Source organism: Clostridium sp. YIM B02569 (genome assembly GCF_022320765.1).
Taxonomy (GTDB): Bacteria; Bacillota; Clostridia; order Clostridiales; family Clostridiaceae; genus Clostridium; species Clostridium beijerinckii.
On record NZ_JAKJJX010000013.1, the window covers coordinates 56,801 to 74,689 of the forward strand.

The 17,889-nt window shown below is 27.8% G+C and carries 15 protein-coding genes and 1 tRNA gene; 12 read left to right on the forward strand and 4 right to left on the reverse strand.

Annotated elements, in window-relative coordinates:
- Window positions 1-139: 139 nt before the first annotated feature.
- The 10 genes from L3B96_RS13190 (at window position 140) to L3B96_RS13230 (ending at window position 11,022) form a co-directional block, all read left to right on the forward strand.
- Window positions 140-214, forward strand: a tRNA-Trp gene (locus tag L3B96_RS13190).
- Window positions 215-569: 355 nt separating this feature from the next.
- On the forward strand, window positions 570-1,586 hold the full coding sequence (locus tag L3B96_RS13195; RefSeq protein WP_238861360.1) for a hypothetical protein: 1,017 nt from the start codon (window positions 570-572) through the stop codon (window positions 1,584-1,586).
- Window positions 1,587-1,800: 214 nt separating this feature from the next.
- A complete protein-coding gene (locus L3B96_RS13200) occupies window positions 1,801-1,992 on the forward strand; it encodes an alpha/beta-type small acid-soluble spore protein (protein ID WP_011967823.1) in 192 nt (63 codons plus the stop codon).
- Between the two features lie 231 nt (window positions 1,993-2,223).
- On the forward strand, window positions 2,224-3,357 hold the full coding sequence (locus L3B96_RS13205) for a DNA repair exonuclease (protein ID WP_238861361.1): 1,134 nt from the start codon (window positions 2,224-2,226) through the stop codon (window positions 3,355-3,357).
- Window positions 3,347-3,469: a hypothetical protein gene (locus L3B96_RS27250; protein ID WP_257721956.1), complete on the forward strand. Its 123-nt coding sequence runs from the start codon at window positions 3,347-3,349 to the stop codon at window positions 3,467-3,469. The genes L3B96_RS13205 and L3B96_RS27250 overlap by 11 nt, the downstream gene beginning before the upstream one ends.
- Window positions 3,459-6,194: an AAA family ATPase gene (locus tag L3B96_RS13210; protein ID WP_238861362.1), complete on the forward strand. Its 2,736-nt coding sequence runs from the start codon at window positions 3,459-3,461 to the stop codon at window positions 6,192-6,194. Before L3B96_RS27250 ends, L3B96_RS13210 begins: the two co-directional genes overlap by 11 nt.
- Before the next feature lie 109 nt (window positions 6,195-6,303).
- On the forward strand, window positions 6,304-7,200 hold the full coding sequence (locus tag L3B96_RS13215) for a zinc ABC transporter substrate-binding protein (protein WP_011967826.1): 897 nt from the start codon (window positions 6,304-6,306) through the stop codon (window positions 7,198-7,200).
- A 504-nt stretch (window positions 7,201-7,704) separates the two neighbouring features.
- Complete coding sequence (locus tag L3B96_RS13220; RefSeq protein ID WP_238861363.1) at window positions 7,705-9,495, forward strand: MutS family DNA mismatch repair protein; 1,791 nt, start codon at window positions 7,705-7,707, stop codon at window positions 9,493-9,495.
- Window positions 9,496-9,542: 47 nt separating this feature from the next.
- Window positions 9,543-10,454 carry a 3'-5' exonuclease gene (locus L3B96_RS13225; protein WP_011967828.1) on the forward strand — a complete coding sequence of 304 codons (912 nt, stop codon included), beginning with the start codon at window positions 9,543-9,545 and terminating at the stop codon, window positions 10,452-10,454.
- Window positions 10,455-10,572: 118 nt separating this feature from the next.
- Complete coding sequence (locus L3B96_RS13230; RefSeq protein WP_011967829.1) at window positions 10,573-11,022, forward strand: CBS domain-containing protein; 450 nt, start codon at window positions 10,573-10,575, stop codon at window positions 11,020-11,022.
- A 186-nt stretch (window positions 11,023-11,208) separates the two neighbouring features.
- Here the strand turns inward: L3B96_RS13230 and L3B96_RS13235 are convergent, their stop codons facing one another.
- Genes L3B96_RS13235 through L3B96_RS13245 form a run of 3 tightly spaced genes read right to left on the reverse strand, consistent with a single transcriptional unit; the run spans window position 11,209 to window position 13,138 of the window.
- On the reverse strand, window positions 11,209-11,868 hold the full coding sequence (locus L3B96_RS13235; RefSeq protein ID WP_011967830.1) for a hypothetical protein: 660 nt from the start codon (window positions 11,866-11,868) through the stop codon (window positions 11,209-11,211).
- 10 nt (window positions 11,869-11,878) lie between these two features.
- The gene (locus L3B96_RS13240) at window positions 11,879-12,529 is read right to left on the reverse strand and encodes a PspA/IM30 family protein (protein ID WP_011967831.1); all 651 of its coding nucleotides are present in this window, start codon (window positions 12,527-12,529) and stop codon (window positions 11,879-11,881) included.
- Between the two features lie 21 nt (window positions 12,530-12,550).
- The gene (locus L3B96_RS13245; RefSeq protein WP_207715502.1) at window positions 12,551-13,138 is read right to left on the reverse strand and encodes a hypothetical protein; all 588 of its coding nucleotides are present in this window, start codon (window positions 13,136-13,138) and stop codon (window positions 12,551-12,553) included.
- Window positions 13,139-13,595: 457 nt separating this feature from the next.
- On the opposite strand from L3B96_RS13245, the gene rpsA reads away from it, so the two are divergent.
- A complete protein-coding gene (rpsA, locus tag L3B96_RS13250; RefSeq protein WP_238861364.1) occupies window positions 13,596-14,750 on the forward strand; it encodes a 30S ribosomal protein S1 in 1,155 nt (384 codons plus the stop codon).
- Window positions 14,751-14,822: 72 nt separating this feature from the next.
- On the opposite strand, the gene pyk is transcribed toward rpsA, so the two are convergent.
- The gene (gene pyk, locus L3B96_RS13255; RefSeq protein WP_011967834.1) at window positions 14,823-16,241 is read right to left on the reverse strand and encodes a pyruvate kinase; all 1,419 of its coding nucleotides are present in this window, start codon (window positions 16,239-16,241) and stop codon (window positions 14,823-14,825) included.
- 163 nt (window positions 16,242-16,404) lie between these two features.
- Between pyk and L3B96_RS13260 the strand changes: the two genes are divergently transcribed.
- The gene (locus L3B96_RS13260) at window positions 16,405-17,862 is read left to right on the forward strand and encodes an aminoacyl-histidine dipeptidase (protein ID WP_238861365.1); all 1,458 of its coding nucleotides are present in this window, start codon (window positions 16,405-16,407) and stop codon (window positions 17,860-17,862) included.
- Window positions 17,863-17,889 lie beyond the last annotated feature (27 nt).

The following is a 17,889-nucleotide window of genomic DNA, read 5'->3' on the forward strand; positions in this document are numbered from 1 at the left end:
ACTATTTAGTTAAGTTTGTTTGGTGCATTGGGGTGTTAAGATTATTATAATAATTTATTGATTTGAATGATTACTAAAAATTAAAATAATAAAATTGTTGACATAAATGATAAACACATGATACAATACTTAATGTCTTAGGGGTATGGCTCAACGGTAGAGTAGTGGTCTCCAAAACCATTGGTTGTGGGTTCAAATCCTACTGCCCCTGCCACAAAGGTCGTAGTACGTTGTACTACGGCTTTTTTATGTACAAAAATGTTATGGCTTATAAAAAAATATATTTTAGAGTTACAGAAATGCATCTGATTGGTTTGCATATCTGTGTAAATAATTAGCTAAAAATGAGTAAAAAGAGAATAATTTAGTATAAAATGTAGAAAATAACTTGACCTTTCCCAGAAAAAGTATATAATTTTATTAATATAATGAACTATATGTAAACATAAATAATTATGCATTTATAGAAACTATTTTGTGTCTTGTGAATGAGCTATTATAAAATACATTCAATATTTGAATATTGAAGACATATTATGGTAATAATCCATTGTGAGGTGGAATACGATATGAATAAATTAGTTTTGCTAAACGAAGTTAGAAAAAAAGGAATAGAGAATAAAAATAGATTGGCAAAATCAACTAATAATACTATTAATGAAAAAGAAAGCAATAAGTCCTATATATCTTTTAGAGAGAAGTTTAATTGCTTCAAAGAAGATGATGAAGCTAATAACTCGAAAATAAGATATAATGAGGAATTCAATAAGAATGATGGTATAAAGAACCTAAATAAAATTATTGAGAGAATTTTTTTGTTAAATAATACAACAATAATTGAGCTTGTAAATTCATTATATAATGATGATTTAAATATGGATGCGAGAATGAAATATAATAAGACTAAAAAAAATATAGATATAAATGAAGATATTAAGTTAGAAGATTCAAATTATGATTTGAAGATACTAGCAGAAGATGAGTATAGGAAGTTTGAATACAGGGTACAGTTTCACGTTAACGATGCTGAAAATATAGCAATAATGATAACTAAGGTAAATTTATCGAATAATCACAATGTAATAAGCCTTAATGCAAAAAAGAGGAAAAGTGTAAATAAAAGTGAATATGCTTTGAAGCATAAGTATTCTAAATCAATGATAATATTGAATTCCAATATTGAAGTTCCTGATGTGTATCCAATTAAATCAGAAGCTAAGGGAAAAAATCTAGATTATACAATTAATATAATCAAAGGATGGAAATATGATTTTAAGCAATTAAGCGAAAAAAATATGTATTTACTATTTCCATTAAAAGCATTAGACATTAGAAAAAGATTATTAAATATGAAAGAAGACTTAATGTCAAAGGATTTAATTAAAGATGAAGTGTATAGATTCTTTAAGGATATGAATAAGTATTTACAAAGAGGCAAGGATGATAATTTAATTACAGATAAAGATATTATTGAATTTAATTCAATAACAATTGATTTGCTAAATTCTTTTATTAAAGATAAGAGTGATATATTTACTGATATAAAAAGAGATATAGAAACAACATTTAAAGAGATAGTTGTATAGAATAAATTGAATTTAGTAGTTCAATAGTAAAATCGATAAATTTATATTGAGTAGAGATTTCTATTTTAATATTTAATAGAGGATAAATATTGAAAAATGTCCTTATATTAATGAGAATAATAAATAATCGTAAGGTTAAAATACTATTATCGGTAGATAAAATTTTTAGAGTTTTGTTTACTGATTCTATCAATTAGCCGAGGAGGGGATCGTTATGTCAAACAACAATAATAGGACATTAGTTCCAGAAGCAAGACGTGGCTTGGAAAAATTCAAGGACGAAGTAGCTCAAGAACTAGGAATACCATTTAAAGAATACAATGGTAACTTGAGTTCTAGACAATGTGGTTCAGTAGGCGGAGAAATGGTAAAAAGAATGGTAGAAGAATATGAACATAGAATCTAATGAAATTTTATAATTTAATATTGATTCTATGTATGTTAGGATAATCTAATCATATTCTAAAAAATGGGAGATGTATTATACAAAGGTATAATACGTCTCCTGTTTTTTGAGCAAATATTATATAGAGGTTTGAATTATAAACGTGCATAATAATCATTTTGGACTGTTCGCAAATTTCGTGGTAAAATTAGAACAAAAGTTCGTTATATAAAAAAGTTTAGGTGTGATAGTATGAGAAAAATTAAAATTTTACATATAGCAGATATACATTTTGATACTCCTTTTAGTGGAATGACACCAAAGCTAGCACTAAAGAGTAAAGAAGAATTAAAACAAGTTTTTGAGAACATAATGCTAATAACTTTAAATGAAGAAATAGATATTTTACTAATAGCAGGAGATGTATTTGATAATTTATCTGTAAAGAAAACTACACTTCATTTTATAAAAAGCTGTTTTGAAAATATTAGCAAGGTAAAAGTTTTTATAAGTCCTGGAAATCATGATCCTTTTAATGAAAAATCTTTCTATAGCATTGTAGATTGGCCAAGTAATGTTCATATTTTTAAAGGAAGTGTTGAAAAAGTAATATTAGAGGATTTAAAGACTGTTGTTTGGGGAGCTGGGTTTAATACCACACATGTCAGTAAATCTTTATTAAAAGATGTTGAGAGAATCAACGAATATAACAACATAATGGTTATACATGGAGAAGTTTCTAGTGTAAAGGAAGGAAATAATTACAATCCAATTATGGAAGAAGATATAATTAAAAGCGATTTGGATTATATAGCACTAGGACATAGACATAAGTTTTCGGAAGTTAAGAAGATAGGTAACACATATTACAGTTATAGCGGATGCCCTCAAGGAAGGGGGTTTGATGAGCTTGAAGATAAAGGAATAGTATTATTAGAGATTAAGAATAGATTTGTAGAAAGCCGGTTTATTAGAACATCAGTAAGAAATTACTATGAGAAGGGAATAAATATTGACAGGTGCTTTGGATATAACGAAGTAAAAAATAGAATTATATCAGAAATACCTAAGGATGATAGAAAGAATAATTTTTATAAGATTATTTTAAAAGGGCAAATATCTGATGAATTTTCATTAAGTGAAGAATTACTTGAAGAACTACTTAAAGATGAATTCTATTTTGTGAAGATTATTGACAAAAGTGAAATTAAGTTAGATATAACCGAATTGATAAAAGGCTACTCATTAAAAAGCATATTTGCAAAAAAAATATATGAAGAGCTACAGAATGTTACAACGGAGGAAGATAGAGAAATTATTTATTTGGCTTTAAAGATAGGAATTCAAAGCATCTCAGGTGAAGAGGTAAGAATTAATGAGATGTAAATTGATTAAAGAGATATTTATAAATTATAGAATTAATATATTCGAAAATAGTATCGAAAGAAATTGTATTCAAGTAAATTTTATGAAAGAGGTGAAAGCTTTTGATAGTTAAAAAAATAAATATAAAAGCTTTTGCAGGGATTAAAGATAAAAGCCTAGATTTAAGCAGAGGATTCAATTTAATTTATGGAAAAAACGAAAAGGGAAAAAGTTCAATTGAGAATTTTATCAAGATATGGCTGTATGGGATTGAAAATTCTAGAAGTAAACTAAACGATAGAAAAAGATACATGCCTCTATCTGGAGAGAATATTTCTGGAGAATTAATAATAGAACATGAAGGAAAAAGCTACATTATAAAAAGAAGATTTGGTATAACAAAAAAAGAAGATGAATGCGAAATCTTAGATGAAATAACGGGAGAGAGCTTACAAATAGAATATAAAAATGAGCCGGGAAGGTATTTCTTCGATATAAATTTATCTACTTTTATAAAGACGTTATTTATAGGACAATTAGGAGTAGTTATATCCAAAGATAAAGAAGAAGAAATAATGGAGAAGCTAACCAATGTTTACAATGTTGGAGATGAAAATACTTCTGTAAAAAAAGTAATTGAGAAATTAGAAAAGAAGAAGAAGCAATTGCTAGGAATAAGAAAAGGTGGAGAGATTGATTTATTAAAAGAGAAAAATAATTCACTAAAAACAGAGTTATGGGAAGCATATAAATTAGCTGAAGAAAACGTGCAAAATGAGGAAAACTTATTAAGGAAGAAAGATGTTAAAAGCAACATAAAAGAACAAATTCAAAAGCTAGATTTATATAAAAAGTACATTAAGAAGATAAAACTTCAAAAAGACTACAAAGAAATAAGTAGCTATTTAGTTAAAGGGGAGCAGCTTAAAAGAAAACAGGATGCAATAATCGAAGAACTTAAAAAGGGTGAGGAATATATAACAGCTGAATATTTGGATGAAATTAATGAAAGGTGTGCTAGATATCTAAGTTTATTAGACGTAAAACAAGAAAAGTTAAATAAACTTTATAAATCAGAAGAAGAATTAAGAGTAAAAAACGAAAAAATGATAAATTATAAAGTTTTTTCTTCGATGGGAAGTAATATAAAAGAAAAAATATATACATTAAAAGTTGACCAGAGGAATTTAGAAGAAAAACTTAATGATATCATAAATATAAGAAATTCAATAGCTGGATTCAAGATGAATATAAGCAAGCAGGCTTCTAGCATTAGTAACTTAGATTTTATAAAAAATAATAGAGAAGAAATAGAGAGATTACTTAATTCTTATAAAGAAGGATTAAAGGAATTAAAATATAAAATGGAGAATCAGGATTATAGTAAGTCGGAAGGAGACTTAAATAGCTTAAATAAAAAAATAAATTGTATTTATTTTATTGGAGCAATTTGCATTTCTGCTTTTATATACAGTATGTTGAAGCAAATAATTCCCATTATGATTATATTTATACCTATATTTATTATAATAGGAATAGTATATTTCAAATATTCCTTATTAATTAAAAGTTCAGAGATTTTTAGGAAAAATAATATATCAATTGATGAGCTAAAAGAAAGAATAGAAGAATATGAAAAAAGATTAGATGTTTATATAAACAAAACTAATTCAGTATCTTATGAAGATTTTATTAGTAAGATAAATCAATATGATAAGTATATAGATTATAAAGATAATATGATTTTATTAATAAAAAATAAGGAAGAGGAGATTAACAGATACGATATTACTAAATTAAAATCAAATTATAATAGAAATAAAGGTGTGATAGCATCTTTGTATAATGTTTTAGGATGCAAGTCTTTAGATGAGGTGCTAGAACAATTGGAATTCTATGAAAAACAAAAAGAAGAAATACTTATAAAGGAATACGAGATTAATACAATTAATAAGGATATAGAAAATATAAATGAACAATTAGCTGATAAAGATGATGAGATAAGAAAAAAAACTCATGTACTTGGATTAGAAAATATAGAAATAGTAGATATGCATGTTAAGTTGAGAGAGTATAAAGAAAAAATAAATAAAATGAATGAAATTAAAAGTGCATTGAAAAGTGTAGAGGAAACATATAAGGTTTTAATAAAAGATAGAAATATAGATGAAATAAAGGAAGAAATGAAACAAATTATTAGTCAGGACATAAACTATTCTTATGAATCTGAAGAAGAAATAGACTCAGAGATTAGAGCGAAGTCTAATGAATTGTTGAAAATCGAGAAGGAGATAAAGGATTTAGAACATCTTATAGAAAAAAGGTATTTAGGTAAAAGGGAAATTTCAGAGATAGAAGAAGAAATATTAATGAATGAAGAAAAAACTAAAAAGTTGGAGAAAGAATTTAAAGCATTAGAGTTAGCTAGTAATTTGATTCAAGAAGCATTTGATGAGATAAAAAAGAATATTGGACCAGATATGAATAAGGAAATTATAAAGAAATTTAATTTCTTAACAAATGATGATTACGAAGAAGCTAAGATATCAGAAGACTATAAGCTAAAGATTAGAAATAAAGGAATACTATTCGAAGGGGAAATACTAAGCAATGGTGCTAAGGATCAACTGTATTTAGCATTAAGGTTATCATTTATAAATATGTTGTTTAAAAATAAAAGAATCCCAATATTTTTAGATGATGCTCTTGTACAATATGATGATGAGAGAAGAGAGCGGGCACTAAATCTTCTTATGAATGAAAATTTTGAGCAAGTAATTTTCTTTACATGTCAAAAAATAGAAAAGATTATTCTTGATAGAAATAAGTATGATTATAATTTAATTAATTTGAATTGATAATACTATCCTAAATTAATATTTAACTAATCTTGACATATTTAAACTTTAACAGTAATATTATAAACAGAGTTGCAAATGCAAATCAGATGCAAACTGGAGGTGTAATATGAAGAAGAAAATAATTTCGGGAGCGCTAGCGGTATTAGTAAGTTTTATGCTAATCGGATGTGGAGCTAATGCAAATACTGGAATACAAAACAAAACTGAAGATAAATTAAAAATTGCAGTTTCAATATATCCATTAAAAGAATTCGCAGAGAAGATAGCTGGTGATAAAGCCGATGTTATATGTCTAGTTCCTGATAATATGGAGCCACATGATTATGAGCCTAAAACCAAAGATTTTCAGGAATTAACAAAGAGTAATGCGTTTATTTATAATGGCTTAGGCATGGAAGAATGGGTAGGTCAAGTAAATGAAGCTATTAAGAATACTAATGTAATTGTTGTAGATTCAAGTACTGGTATAGAAACCAGGCAAGAGGGGGATGCGGTTGATCCACATGCTTGGCTAAGTTTAAAAAATGCTGAAATCCAGTCAAGTAATATAAAAGATACACTAGTAAAGTTAGATGAGAAAAATAAGGATTATTATGAAGAAAACTACAATAAATTTAAAGAGGAATTAGAGAGTTTATATAGTGAATATAAACCCAAATTTGATACATTAAGTAAGAAAAATTTCATAACAGGTCACGCTGCATTTGGATATTTATGCAGAGACTTCGGATTAACTCAAAAATCAGTAGAAAATTTATTTGCAGAGGGTGAGCCAACTCCTAAGCAATTAAAAGACTTAGTAAGTTTTTGTAAAGATAATAATATAAAGACTGTTTTTTCAGAGTCGTTAGCGAGCCCTAAAGTTTCGGAAACTTTAGCAAAAGAAGTTCAAGCTGATGTAGTTCCAATACTTACATTAGAATCAAAAGAAGATGACAAAAATTATATAGAAGCTATGAGATACAATTTGGATGAGATATACAAGTGCTTATCTAAAGAATAGACTAGATTAACTTTAATAAAGATTGAGGATTATTTTCAAGGTTATATTGGAAATAATCCTTTTAATTTTAATCCTTGGAGTTAATAAAATCACATATTAGGTAGATGTCTCTGACTTAAATAAAAAAATTATCTTAGTGTTTTAATAATATCTATAAGTTTAATGAAAAAATAATTTAAACAAAGGAATATAAATCGAATTTATTATGGTAATATTATACTTATGGAATATGTATTTTATATATGAATTACTCACTACATACAGCTAAAATGGATATGAGGTAATAATAAAATAGATTGCACAAGATAACAAGGTAGATTAAAATATCCTGAATTAAAAATAAGATATCTTAATGTGCTTTATTTTATTTGTGATATAGAATTGGAACAATAGTTTAATTTATATTAATTATTTGAGTTTTGTTTAAATTTAAATTACGAAGTTTAGTTTATAGTCAACAAAAAGATTGCTTATAAAAATAAAATTATTATGTTAGGAGGAATTATGAGTTTAGCAGAAGAATTTTATAAAGAGAACATACAACGATGTTTAAGACAAACAAAAGACCTGAACTATAAGGTGAAAATTATTGGATGGATCAGGTTGTTTGTAGTGATTTTAGGGGTATTAACTGATTATATTTTATATAGTCAGAATAAATTAAATCTAATATTGATCTCAACTATATTTTTTATTGGTATCTTTATTGTTTTGATATTTTATCACAATAATATAATTCAATACAGAGAAAAGATAAATACGATAATGAAAATTAATGAGAAGGGAATAAAAAGATTAAGTGGCGATTTTACGAGTTTCGAGGATTCTGGTTCAGAGTATTTGGACTATAAGCATCCATTTATAGATGATTTGGACGTATTTGGCAATAACTCGATTTTTCAATATATTAATGATACAGTAACTAAAGGAGGAAGAGAAGAACTAGTAAAATTATTAAAAAATGAAGGGAATTTGAATAAGCTTGATATTGCTGAAAGACAAGAAGCTGTAAAGGAATTGAGTAGTAAAGCTGTCTGGAGGCAAAATTTAGTTCTTGAGGGCAGTTTGAAAAAATCAAAAGATATAGACTTAGATAACTTAATTAATTGGAGTGAAGGGACAGAATCATCAAGTCCGCTGAGAATTGTTATTGCATGTACTTTTATTTTAGTAACAATTTTCTCGATATATTTAGCAATAGTAAAGGTAATACCACAATCATTTCTACTTTTAAATCTTATGGTGAACTTTATCGTTGTTAAAGTGTTATCTAAAAGCATGGGTACAGAGATTAAATTATTTGAATCCATAAAAAATAGCATATATGGGTATAGTAAAATTTTATTTCTAATAGAAGAAGAAAATTTTGATTCACAATATTTAAAGAATTTACAAGGAAAGTTGAAAAGTGATAAATTAAGTTGTAAGGAAGAGATGAAAGCTTTTTCTAATATCTTGGATTGGATAGGAAATAGTTCATATAATGCATATTATCTGTTATTTAATATACTATTATTTTCTGATGTATTCCTATTAAGAAGTTTAGAAAAATGGAGAGAAAAGAATGGGAATAAACTTAAAGGTTGGTTAGAAGTAATGCATAAAATAGATGCATTAGTTAGTGTATGTAATTTGCCATTTGAAAATGAAAATTGGACGTATCCTGTTATTTTAGATAAAAATGAAATAACTGCAGTGAATATAGGTCATCCTTTATTAGGAGAAAAAGCAGTTGAAAATACATTTTTGATGACTGGTAATCAAAAGGTTTCTTTAATCACGGGTTCCAATATGTCTGGAAAAAGTACATTTTTAAGAACACTTGGTACTAATCTGGTTTTAAGTTACATCGGAGCACCAGTGCATGCGGATAAATTTTCTTGTGGAATTATGAAGATATACACTTGCATGAGAACAAAAGATAATTTAGAAGAGAATATTTCGTCATTTTATGCAGAAATTTTAAGAATAAAAATATTAATAGAGGCATGTAAAAGAGGAGAAAGTGTATTTTTTCTACTAGACGAAATATTTAAGGGAACTAATTCAAGAGATAGGCATACTGGTGCATCTGTATTGATTAAACAATTAATTAAATACGGAGGGGTTGGGCTTGTTTCTACTCATGACTTTGAATTATGTGATTTAGAAAATGAAAGTGAAGAGATAATAAATTATAATTTTAGAGAATTTTATGAAAATAATAAAATCAAATTTGACTATATTCTTAGAGAAGGAAGAAGTACAACACAAAATGCAATTCATTTAATGAAGCTTGCAGGGATAGAAGTATAAATAATTGAGTTTAAAGAATTAAAAATTAGCATTAGAAAGGATTAAGCATGGGGTACATTATTATTGACTTAGAATTTAATAATTTAAAAAATATAACTAATTATCAAAAAGATTTTTTTGAAAAATATGGCGAGTTTGATTCAATAAGTTTAGAAAATGAAATTATAGAAATAGGTGCAGTAAAAGTAGATAAATATATGAAACCTATAAAAGAAATTAGGGAATATATTAAGCCTAAAATATTTCCGGTAATTAATCCAATAGTAACAGAAATCACTAAAATAGATATGGATATACTTAATGAAAAAGGAGTATCTTTTGAAGAAGCTATAAGTAAATTAAAGGATATGTTTGAAGATGGAGATGTTTTATGTTCATGGGCAAAGGATGACGTTGCAGAATTAATTATTAACGCCCATCATTATAATTATAATGATTTAAGATGGTTAAATGAATATCTCGATATTCAAGAATATGTTACTAAAATTTTAGCTCATAAAAAAGCATTGGGGCTTAAGTCAGCTTTAGATGAATTGAAAATTAAAGTAGATGATACAAAATTACATGATGCTTTAAATGATGCAAAATATACCGTAGAGGTATTTAGAAGAGTATATAATTCTAGAGTGATAAAAAATTATATAGTTAAAGATATATATAATATGCCTGCCATACAGGTATCAGATCTTGAGAGTATAAAAATAAAAGAAGAAAAATTAATGCTAAAGTGTCCTAAGTGTGGGAAAAAAATTGATTTACAAACTCCTATAAAGCTTTTAAATTGGAGATTTGCAGCTGTAGGCACTTGTCCGAAATGTAAGTGCAATGTTTTATGCGAAGTTCTGGTTAAAAAGACTCTTCAAGGAGAGAATGGATATAACGAAGTTAATAGTGTATTGAAAGATGAAGCGTACTTAAATTATATCTATAAGTTAGAGAATAGTGAGAAAAAAAGGTGATTTCAGTATATATTCAGAAATAAGTAAGAATTTAGTTAAAGAAATTTAATCCGAGATATGATAAAATAGTTTTGTGAAGAAGAACAAAACGAATACATTGAATGAAAGGATTTTATTTATGAATATAGCCTTTTTTCTTACACCAAAAAATGAAGTTATATGTGAAAATCAAGATGCAACTATGAAACAAGTTATGGAGAAAATGGAATGCTACGGATATACAGCTATTCCTATTATAGATAGAGAAGGAAAATATGTTGGAACGCTAACAGAAGGAGATTTATTGTGGAAGCTAAAAAATACACATAATTTGAATTTTAAAAACATAGAATCTGTTAAAGTTAAAGACATTTATAGAAAAACAACTCATAGGTCTGTTTCTATAACTTCAAATATAGAAAGCTTAATATCGTTAGCTGTAAGTCAAAATTTTGTGCCTGTAACAGATGATGATGGTACTTTTATAGGGATAATAAAAAGAAGTGATATAATAAATTATTGTTTCAATGAGATGGAAAAGAGAAAAGAATTAGAAATACAACAATTTTCAATGTATGATGAAGGTTAAAGTATTATAGATATAAGAATCATATTCATTTTGAAAATTTAAACTTATGAGTAACTAGTAAAAATGGAGATACGTATCTTTATCATAAAGATACGTATCTCCATTTTATTCTGAGAAAGATTTGCTTTTATAAATCAATTTTGAACTATAACTTCTATATTATTAGATAATAGATTTTTAATAGTACTACTCTGCATTTTGATAAGTTTCTACTACAAAATCAAATTCGTTGGGATCAGTTATCTCTCCGTAACTATCTTCTTTTATTCCAGGGTAATAGTATAGTACTAGCTTATCATTAGAGTTGTTGAAATTTTCTAGAAGAATATACAAATTATCTAAAGTACAGTCTTCAACGACAGCTAAAACATTATATTTTGAAGAGATACCGGTATCGTTGTTAGTAAGTTCTAGCATAAAATTATCAAATTTTCTTACATTGACTCTTTCTTTATCACAGGAGCAAATTAGAGAACCGCTTCTACAGCTTGAACATTTTTTGAAATTACAATCAAATGCACAACTCAAGCATTCACAATGAGAGCATTTTTCTAACTGTTTAAAGTTTTCTCTATTTTTAGCTTTAAAATCTTGAAGTAAGTTTATGCTAGGACTAGATTTAAACATTGAAAATAAGGATTTTTTCTTGCAGTCAGCTTCAGCAGAATCTAAAAGCTTCATATAGTCCTTAAGAATAGGTGATTTAGAGAAATATTTTCTTATCTTTGAATCTCTTTCTGAAATAAATGGGGATATTTCACTTATAGCATAAGTTATATCTGTATAAATTTTGCCCCAATACCTTCGTTCTTCGTTAATAAAATTTAGGTCCTTATCATTATCCATGTCTTATCACCTAATTAGATTTATATTTTGCTAATTCAAGATCCAAATCAACTTCATCTAATTTCTTAAATTCGCTATCAAAATCATCTAGGTCTCTTAATTCACCTAAACCTTGAGCAAGAGATTCTTTACGTTGAATTTTTCTTTCTATACTATCAATTTGTATTGAGTTATTTTTAGTTTGAACATTAGCAAGAACTTCATTAACTTTTTGAGAAGCCTCAGCATTTGCAAATCTTGCAGCTGCCTCATCTCTGTAACTCCTAGTTTTTGTTATTTCTTCTTCTAAAGCACGTAAGTTTGCCTTTAAAGTATCTGCTTGTATTTTAGCATTATCATAGCTTGCTTGTAGAGAAGCAGCCTTTTTATCTGTTTCAACTTTTTTAGCTAATGCTCTTTTAGCTAATTCTTCATTTCCTTTGCTTAGTGCTAATCTAACCTTTTGATCATAATCTTCAGATTCCTTTTTAGCAGAATCTAGTTTTTTCTCAATTTCATGAACATTACCTAAAATTTGAGCTGAACTTAATTTTGCTTTATTGAATTGTTCATCCATATCTCTTAGTTTTTGGTCTAATAATTCAACTGGATTTTCCATTTCATCTAATGAGTTGTTTACTTTTGCCTTAATCATATTTGACATCCTTGAAAAAATTCCCATGCCTATACCTCCAAATAATTTTTATTTTCTTTTATTATTTAAATATTTTTTTATTAATATAATAGCTAGTACGAATACTCCAGCTAAAACTAAGGTGTTAATTAATGAACTTGCTGGTGAACCAAAATAAAATGGTCTATAAAAGTATCCTCCACCAAAGAATGGCCAGAATGAATGTCTGTTGGAACCACTATTATATGTTTGAGTATTAGTATTTTTATTATCATTTGTATTAGAAGAAGTTGAAGGGTCAGTGGTTCTACTTTTATCAGTTGTAGAATAAGAACCGCTGCTAAATCCTTGTGATCCACCACTACTTGAAGATGAAGAAGAATTCTTTGAATTTGAGTTTGAAGAATCACTATTCGAAAAATTACCAGATTTAAATCCTTCACCACTCTTTGAACTACTTGAATCACCACTTGTGTTTGTTGAGGATTTACTAGAAGAACTTGATCCACTAAAAGATCCCGAACTAAATCCATTACTTGATTTTGAACTGCCAGAACTAAATTTGCTGCCGCTGGAGCTTGATCGACTGCTACTACCAGTTGATTTAGCAAAGGCGACTGTAGTATTGTTAGATGTATTTATACCTATAAATGACATAGCATCTAAAGATAAATTAGAAAATATAAATATGAATGTTAAAAATATGGTTAAAACATATTTTTTTTTAATCTTACGAATAGTGATCACCCCTTAAAAGATTATGTACTTATTATATAAAAAAGATTCCTTATACACAATATGGAAAAGCGATGAAAAAAGACTAAAAAGGATGATTATAATTGTATATCGTAATAAAGGTTATTATCTCTCCTTTATAATAGTTATTTCATATCTTTTTAAATGGTATTTGATACTGTATAATGAAATTGCAAATAATTTTGGGAATAATTAGATTAAAACAATATGGATTTTTATATTAAGATAATATGAGGATTAAATTTAAAATGATTATATTATAATTATATTTGTAGCACAGTAAACCGTACTTGTGTAAAAGATTCTATTAGACTATTATTGTAAGTAAGAAAAATTATAATGAGGAGTGAATTATACTATGTCTAATGAAGAATTAGAAAGCAATATGAGCGAACTTTTAAATCAATATGATGTAAAAAGACTAAATAGAGGAGATGTATTAAAAGGTAAGGTTATAGATGTAAACGATAAGGAGGTTTCGGTTAATATAGATTATGCTTTCGATGGATTAATAGTTAAAGAAGAGGTATCTATAGATGACAGGGATCCAATGGAAGTAGTCAGTAAAGATGATGAAATTTATGTTTATGTCATATCTCCCAATGATGGTGAGGGGTATGTTGAACTTTCTTTAATAAAAGCTTTAGAAATAAAGGATAGAGAAGAGTTAAGTGAATGTTTCAAAGAAAAAAAGAATATTAAAGTACATGTGAAAGAAGAAACTAAGGGTGGAGTAATTGCATACTATGGTAACGTAAGAGTGTTTATTCCAGGCTCTCTTGCAAGCAGAGAAAGAATTGAGCTTAGTAGTTTAGTAGGAAGAGATTTAGATGTTAGAATTACTGAATTAGACTTTAAGAATAAAAAAGTTATAGCATCAAGAAGAATTATTGAAGAAGAAGAATATAATAAAAATAAGAAAAATATATGGGATAATTTAAAAGAGGGAGAGAAAAGAAACGGAGTTGTTAAGAAAATAGTTAAGTTTGGAGCTTTTGTTGATATTGGAGGAGTAGAAGGATTAATTCACCTTTCAGATTTATCATGGGAAAGAGTAAATAAGCCGGAAGATATAGTTAAAGAGGGAGATAATGTAGAAGTTTTTATAGGCAATGTAGATAGAAAAAATGAAAGACTTTCATTAATATTAAAAGATGTAACTAAAGAGCCATGGACAGTTCATGGTAAAGACATTAATGAAGGCGATATATTTGAAGGAAAGGTTATACGTCTTACTACATTTGGTGCGTTTGTTGAGTTATTTGATGGTATAGAAGGCTTAGTTCATATAACAGAGATTACAGACGAACATATTGCAAAGTCTTCAGATGTATTGGAATCTAATCAAAAAGTAAAAGTTAAGGTGCTAAGTATCAATAGGGAAGAAAAAAGAATAGCATTGAGCATAAAGGAAGCTGTAGAAACTAATAAAGAATATCTTGATTACATTGACAACAGTGATGAAAGTGGAACTTCCTTAGGAGAATTACTTAAAGGGTTTAAATTTGAGTAAATTAACAGAAGTTTAAATATGAAAAACAAGTATGGATAATCATCCATACTTGTTTCATTTTGAATTTTTTGATTAAATCTTTTCTATTTTTAACATATTAGTTCCACCAGTTTGAGTTGTTGGCATTCCGGCAGCAACTATTATATCGTCTCCTGGTTGTGTGAAATTTAGACTAAATACTGTGTTTTTAGCTTCTGTTAATATTTCATCTGTTGAGTTAAACATTTTACAAGGCATTGGGAAGATTCCAAAGTTTAAGCTTAATCCTTTTCTTACTTGTTCGTAAGGTGTTATAGCTATAATTGGAGCCTTTGATCTGTATCTTGAAAGTAGTCTTGCAGTAGCACCGCTCTTAGTTGCTGCCACTATAGCTTTTGCATGTAAGATGTTAGCTGTTCTACATGCTGAATAACTTATTGCAGCTGCGTAGTCAGTAAGTGATGGTTCTCTAAGTCTTGCAGTTAAGTGATTATAATCTAAGTATTCTTCAGCTTCTTGAGCAATTTTTGACATTGTCTTTGCTGCTTCTATAGGGAAACAACCAGAAGCACTTTCTCCACTTAACATGATTGCATCAGTTCCATCAAAAATAGCGTTACAAATATCACTAGCTTCAGCTCTAGTTGGAAGTGAATTTCTAATCATTGAATCAAGCATTTGAGTTGCAGTTATAACAACTTTACCAGCTTCATTACATTTTCTAATTATCATTTTTTGTATTATAGGCACTTTTTGAATTGGAATTTCAACACCCATATCTCCTCTGGCAACCATTACAGCGTCAGTTACTTCGATGATAGAATCTATATTATCTACACCTTCTTGGTTTTCGATTTTAGCTATTACCTTTATATGTTCCCCATGGTTTTCTTTTAGAACTTTCTTTACATCTAAGATATCACTGGCTTTTCTTATGAAAGATGCAGCAATAAAATCAACGCCCATTTTGCATCCGAATTTTATATCTTCTATATCTTTTTCTGTAATTGATGGTAATTTAATAACTACATTAGGTACATTTACGCCCTTATGATTTTTAATTTCACCACCTACAACAACTTTTGTATGAATTGTTTTGCCTTCAACACCAGTAACTTTAAATTTTAGAAGGCCATCATCAACAAGAATTTTTCCACCAACTTTTATATCTTGATAAAGTACATCATATGAGATTGAGCATCTTTTCTCATCACCAAGAATTTCTTCACCACATATGAAATCGAAATCGTCACCGTCATTAAGAGTTACACCATCGTTTACAAAGTTATGAGTTCTGATTTTTGGACCTTTAATATCAAGAACTATAGCTGTTGCAGAATTCATTTCTTTACTTAGGCGTTGGATTAGTTCGATTTTTTCTTTGTGTGTTTCATGTGTACCATGAGAAAAGTTTAATCTTGCAGCGCTCATCCCAATTTCAATGAACTTTCTTAAAGTCTCCTCATTATCGCTTGCTGGACCAATAGTAAAAATCATTTTTGTTTTTTGCATATAAACACCTCACATTAAAATTTTGTATATATATTATAGTGTGTGAAATAATTAATCATAAAATAATAAAAATATACATAATATAGCAATATTTTATGATAAACTAAGAAAAGATATGTATAATCATATTCTATCATATAATTGATGAAAGGAAGAGAGTAGAATGAAAAATTTAGAGAATATTACGGGGAAAAGAATTTTTTATCATTTTAATGAAATAAGTAAGATACCAAGAGGTTCTGGAAATGAGAAGCAAATAAGTGATTATTTATTGAGCTTTGGAAAGAGTTTAGGATTAGAATGTATTCAAGATGATGCCCTAAATGTTATTATTAAAAAACCTGCATCAAAAGGGTATGAGAAAGCTCCAACAGTTATAATACAAGGTCATATGGATATGGTGTGTGAGAAAAATAACGATAAAATTCATGATTTTGAAAAAGATCCAATAAGTTTAGTGGTCAAAGATGATTATATATATGCAGATAATACAACTCTTGGAGGAGATGATGGAATTGCTGTTGCTTATGCGATGGCAATATTGGAGGACACATCGATAGAACATCCTGCTATAGAGGTATTAATAACAACAGATGAAGAAACAGGAATGACTGGAGCTAAAGCTGTACGATCAAAAGATTTAGATGGAAAAATTGTTTTGAATTTAGATTCAGAAGAAGAGGGAAAACTTTGGGTCAGCTGTGCTGGTGGAATTAGAACTGAATCTACTTTGCCTATTGAATGGACAAATAAAAAAGAAAATACAAAAGAATATGTGATTGAAGTTAAAGGATTAGCTGGAGGACATTCAGGAGCTGAAATTCATTTAGAAAGAGGAAATGCAAATAAATTAATGGCAAGAGTATTAAGGGAAATCTTAAATAAGGTATCTTTTAATTTAGTTTCATTAAAAGGTGGAGCAAAAGATAATGCAATACCAAGAGAAGCTATGGCGGTTATTTCAATTGATCAATCAAAGGAAAAAGAACTGATTGAAGCTAAAACAAAGATAGATAGTGATATTTCTAAAGAATTGAGCACAAAAGATCCAGGACTTAAGATAACATTATCTGAAAGTAAAGATAAAATAGAAAAAGTATTTTCAGATGATACTACAACTAAAGCAATTAGTTTATCATATTTGTATCCAAATGGTGTAAACACAATGAGTTCTGAAATAGAAGGATTAGTGGAAAGTTCATCAAATCTTGGAGTGGTAACAACCAATGAAAGTGATATAAAATATCATAGTGCTGTTAGAAGTTCTGTGTTTTCATTGAAAGAAGAAATAGTTGAAAGAAATAAATGTTTAACTGAAATTATGGGAGGTACATTTGAGTCTGCCGCAGGATATCCAGAATGGCCATATAAAAGTGATTCAAAAATAAGGGATATATGCAAAGATGTATACCTTAGAATGTATGGAAAAGAAGCAGAAGTTGTAGCTATCCACGCCGGATTAGAATGTGGGATACTTAAGGAAAGACTTGGAGATTTAGATATGATTAGTTTTGGGCCTAATATCATTGATATACACACTCCAAATGAACATTTAAGTATATCTTCTACTTGTAGATGCTTTGAATATTTAGTAGAAGTTCTTAAGGAAATTAGAAATTAGTATAAAAAATTAATTAGAACAGTAAGT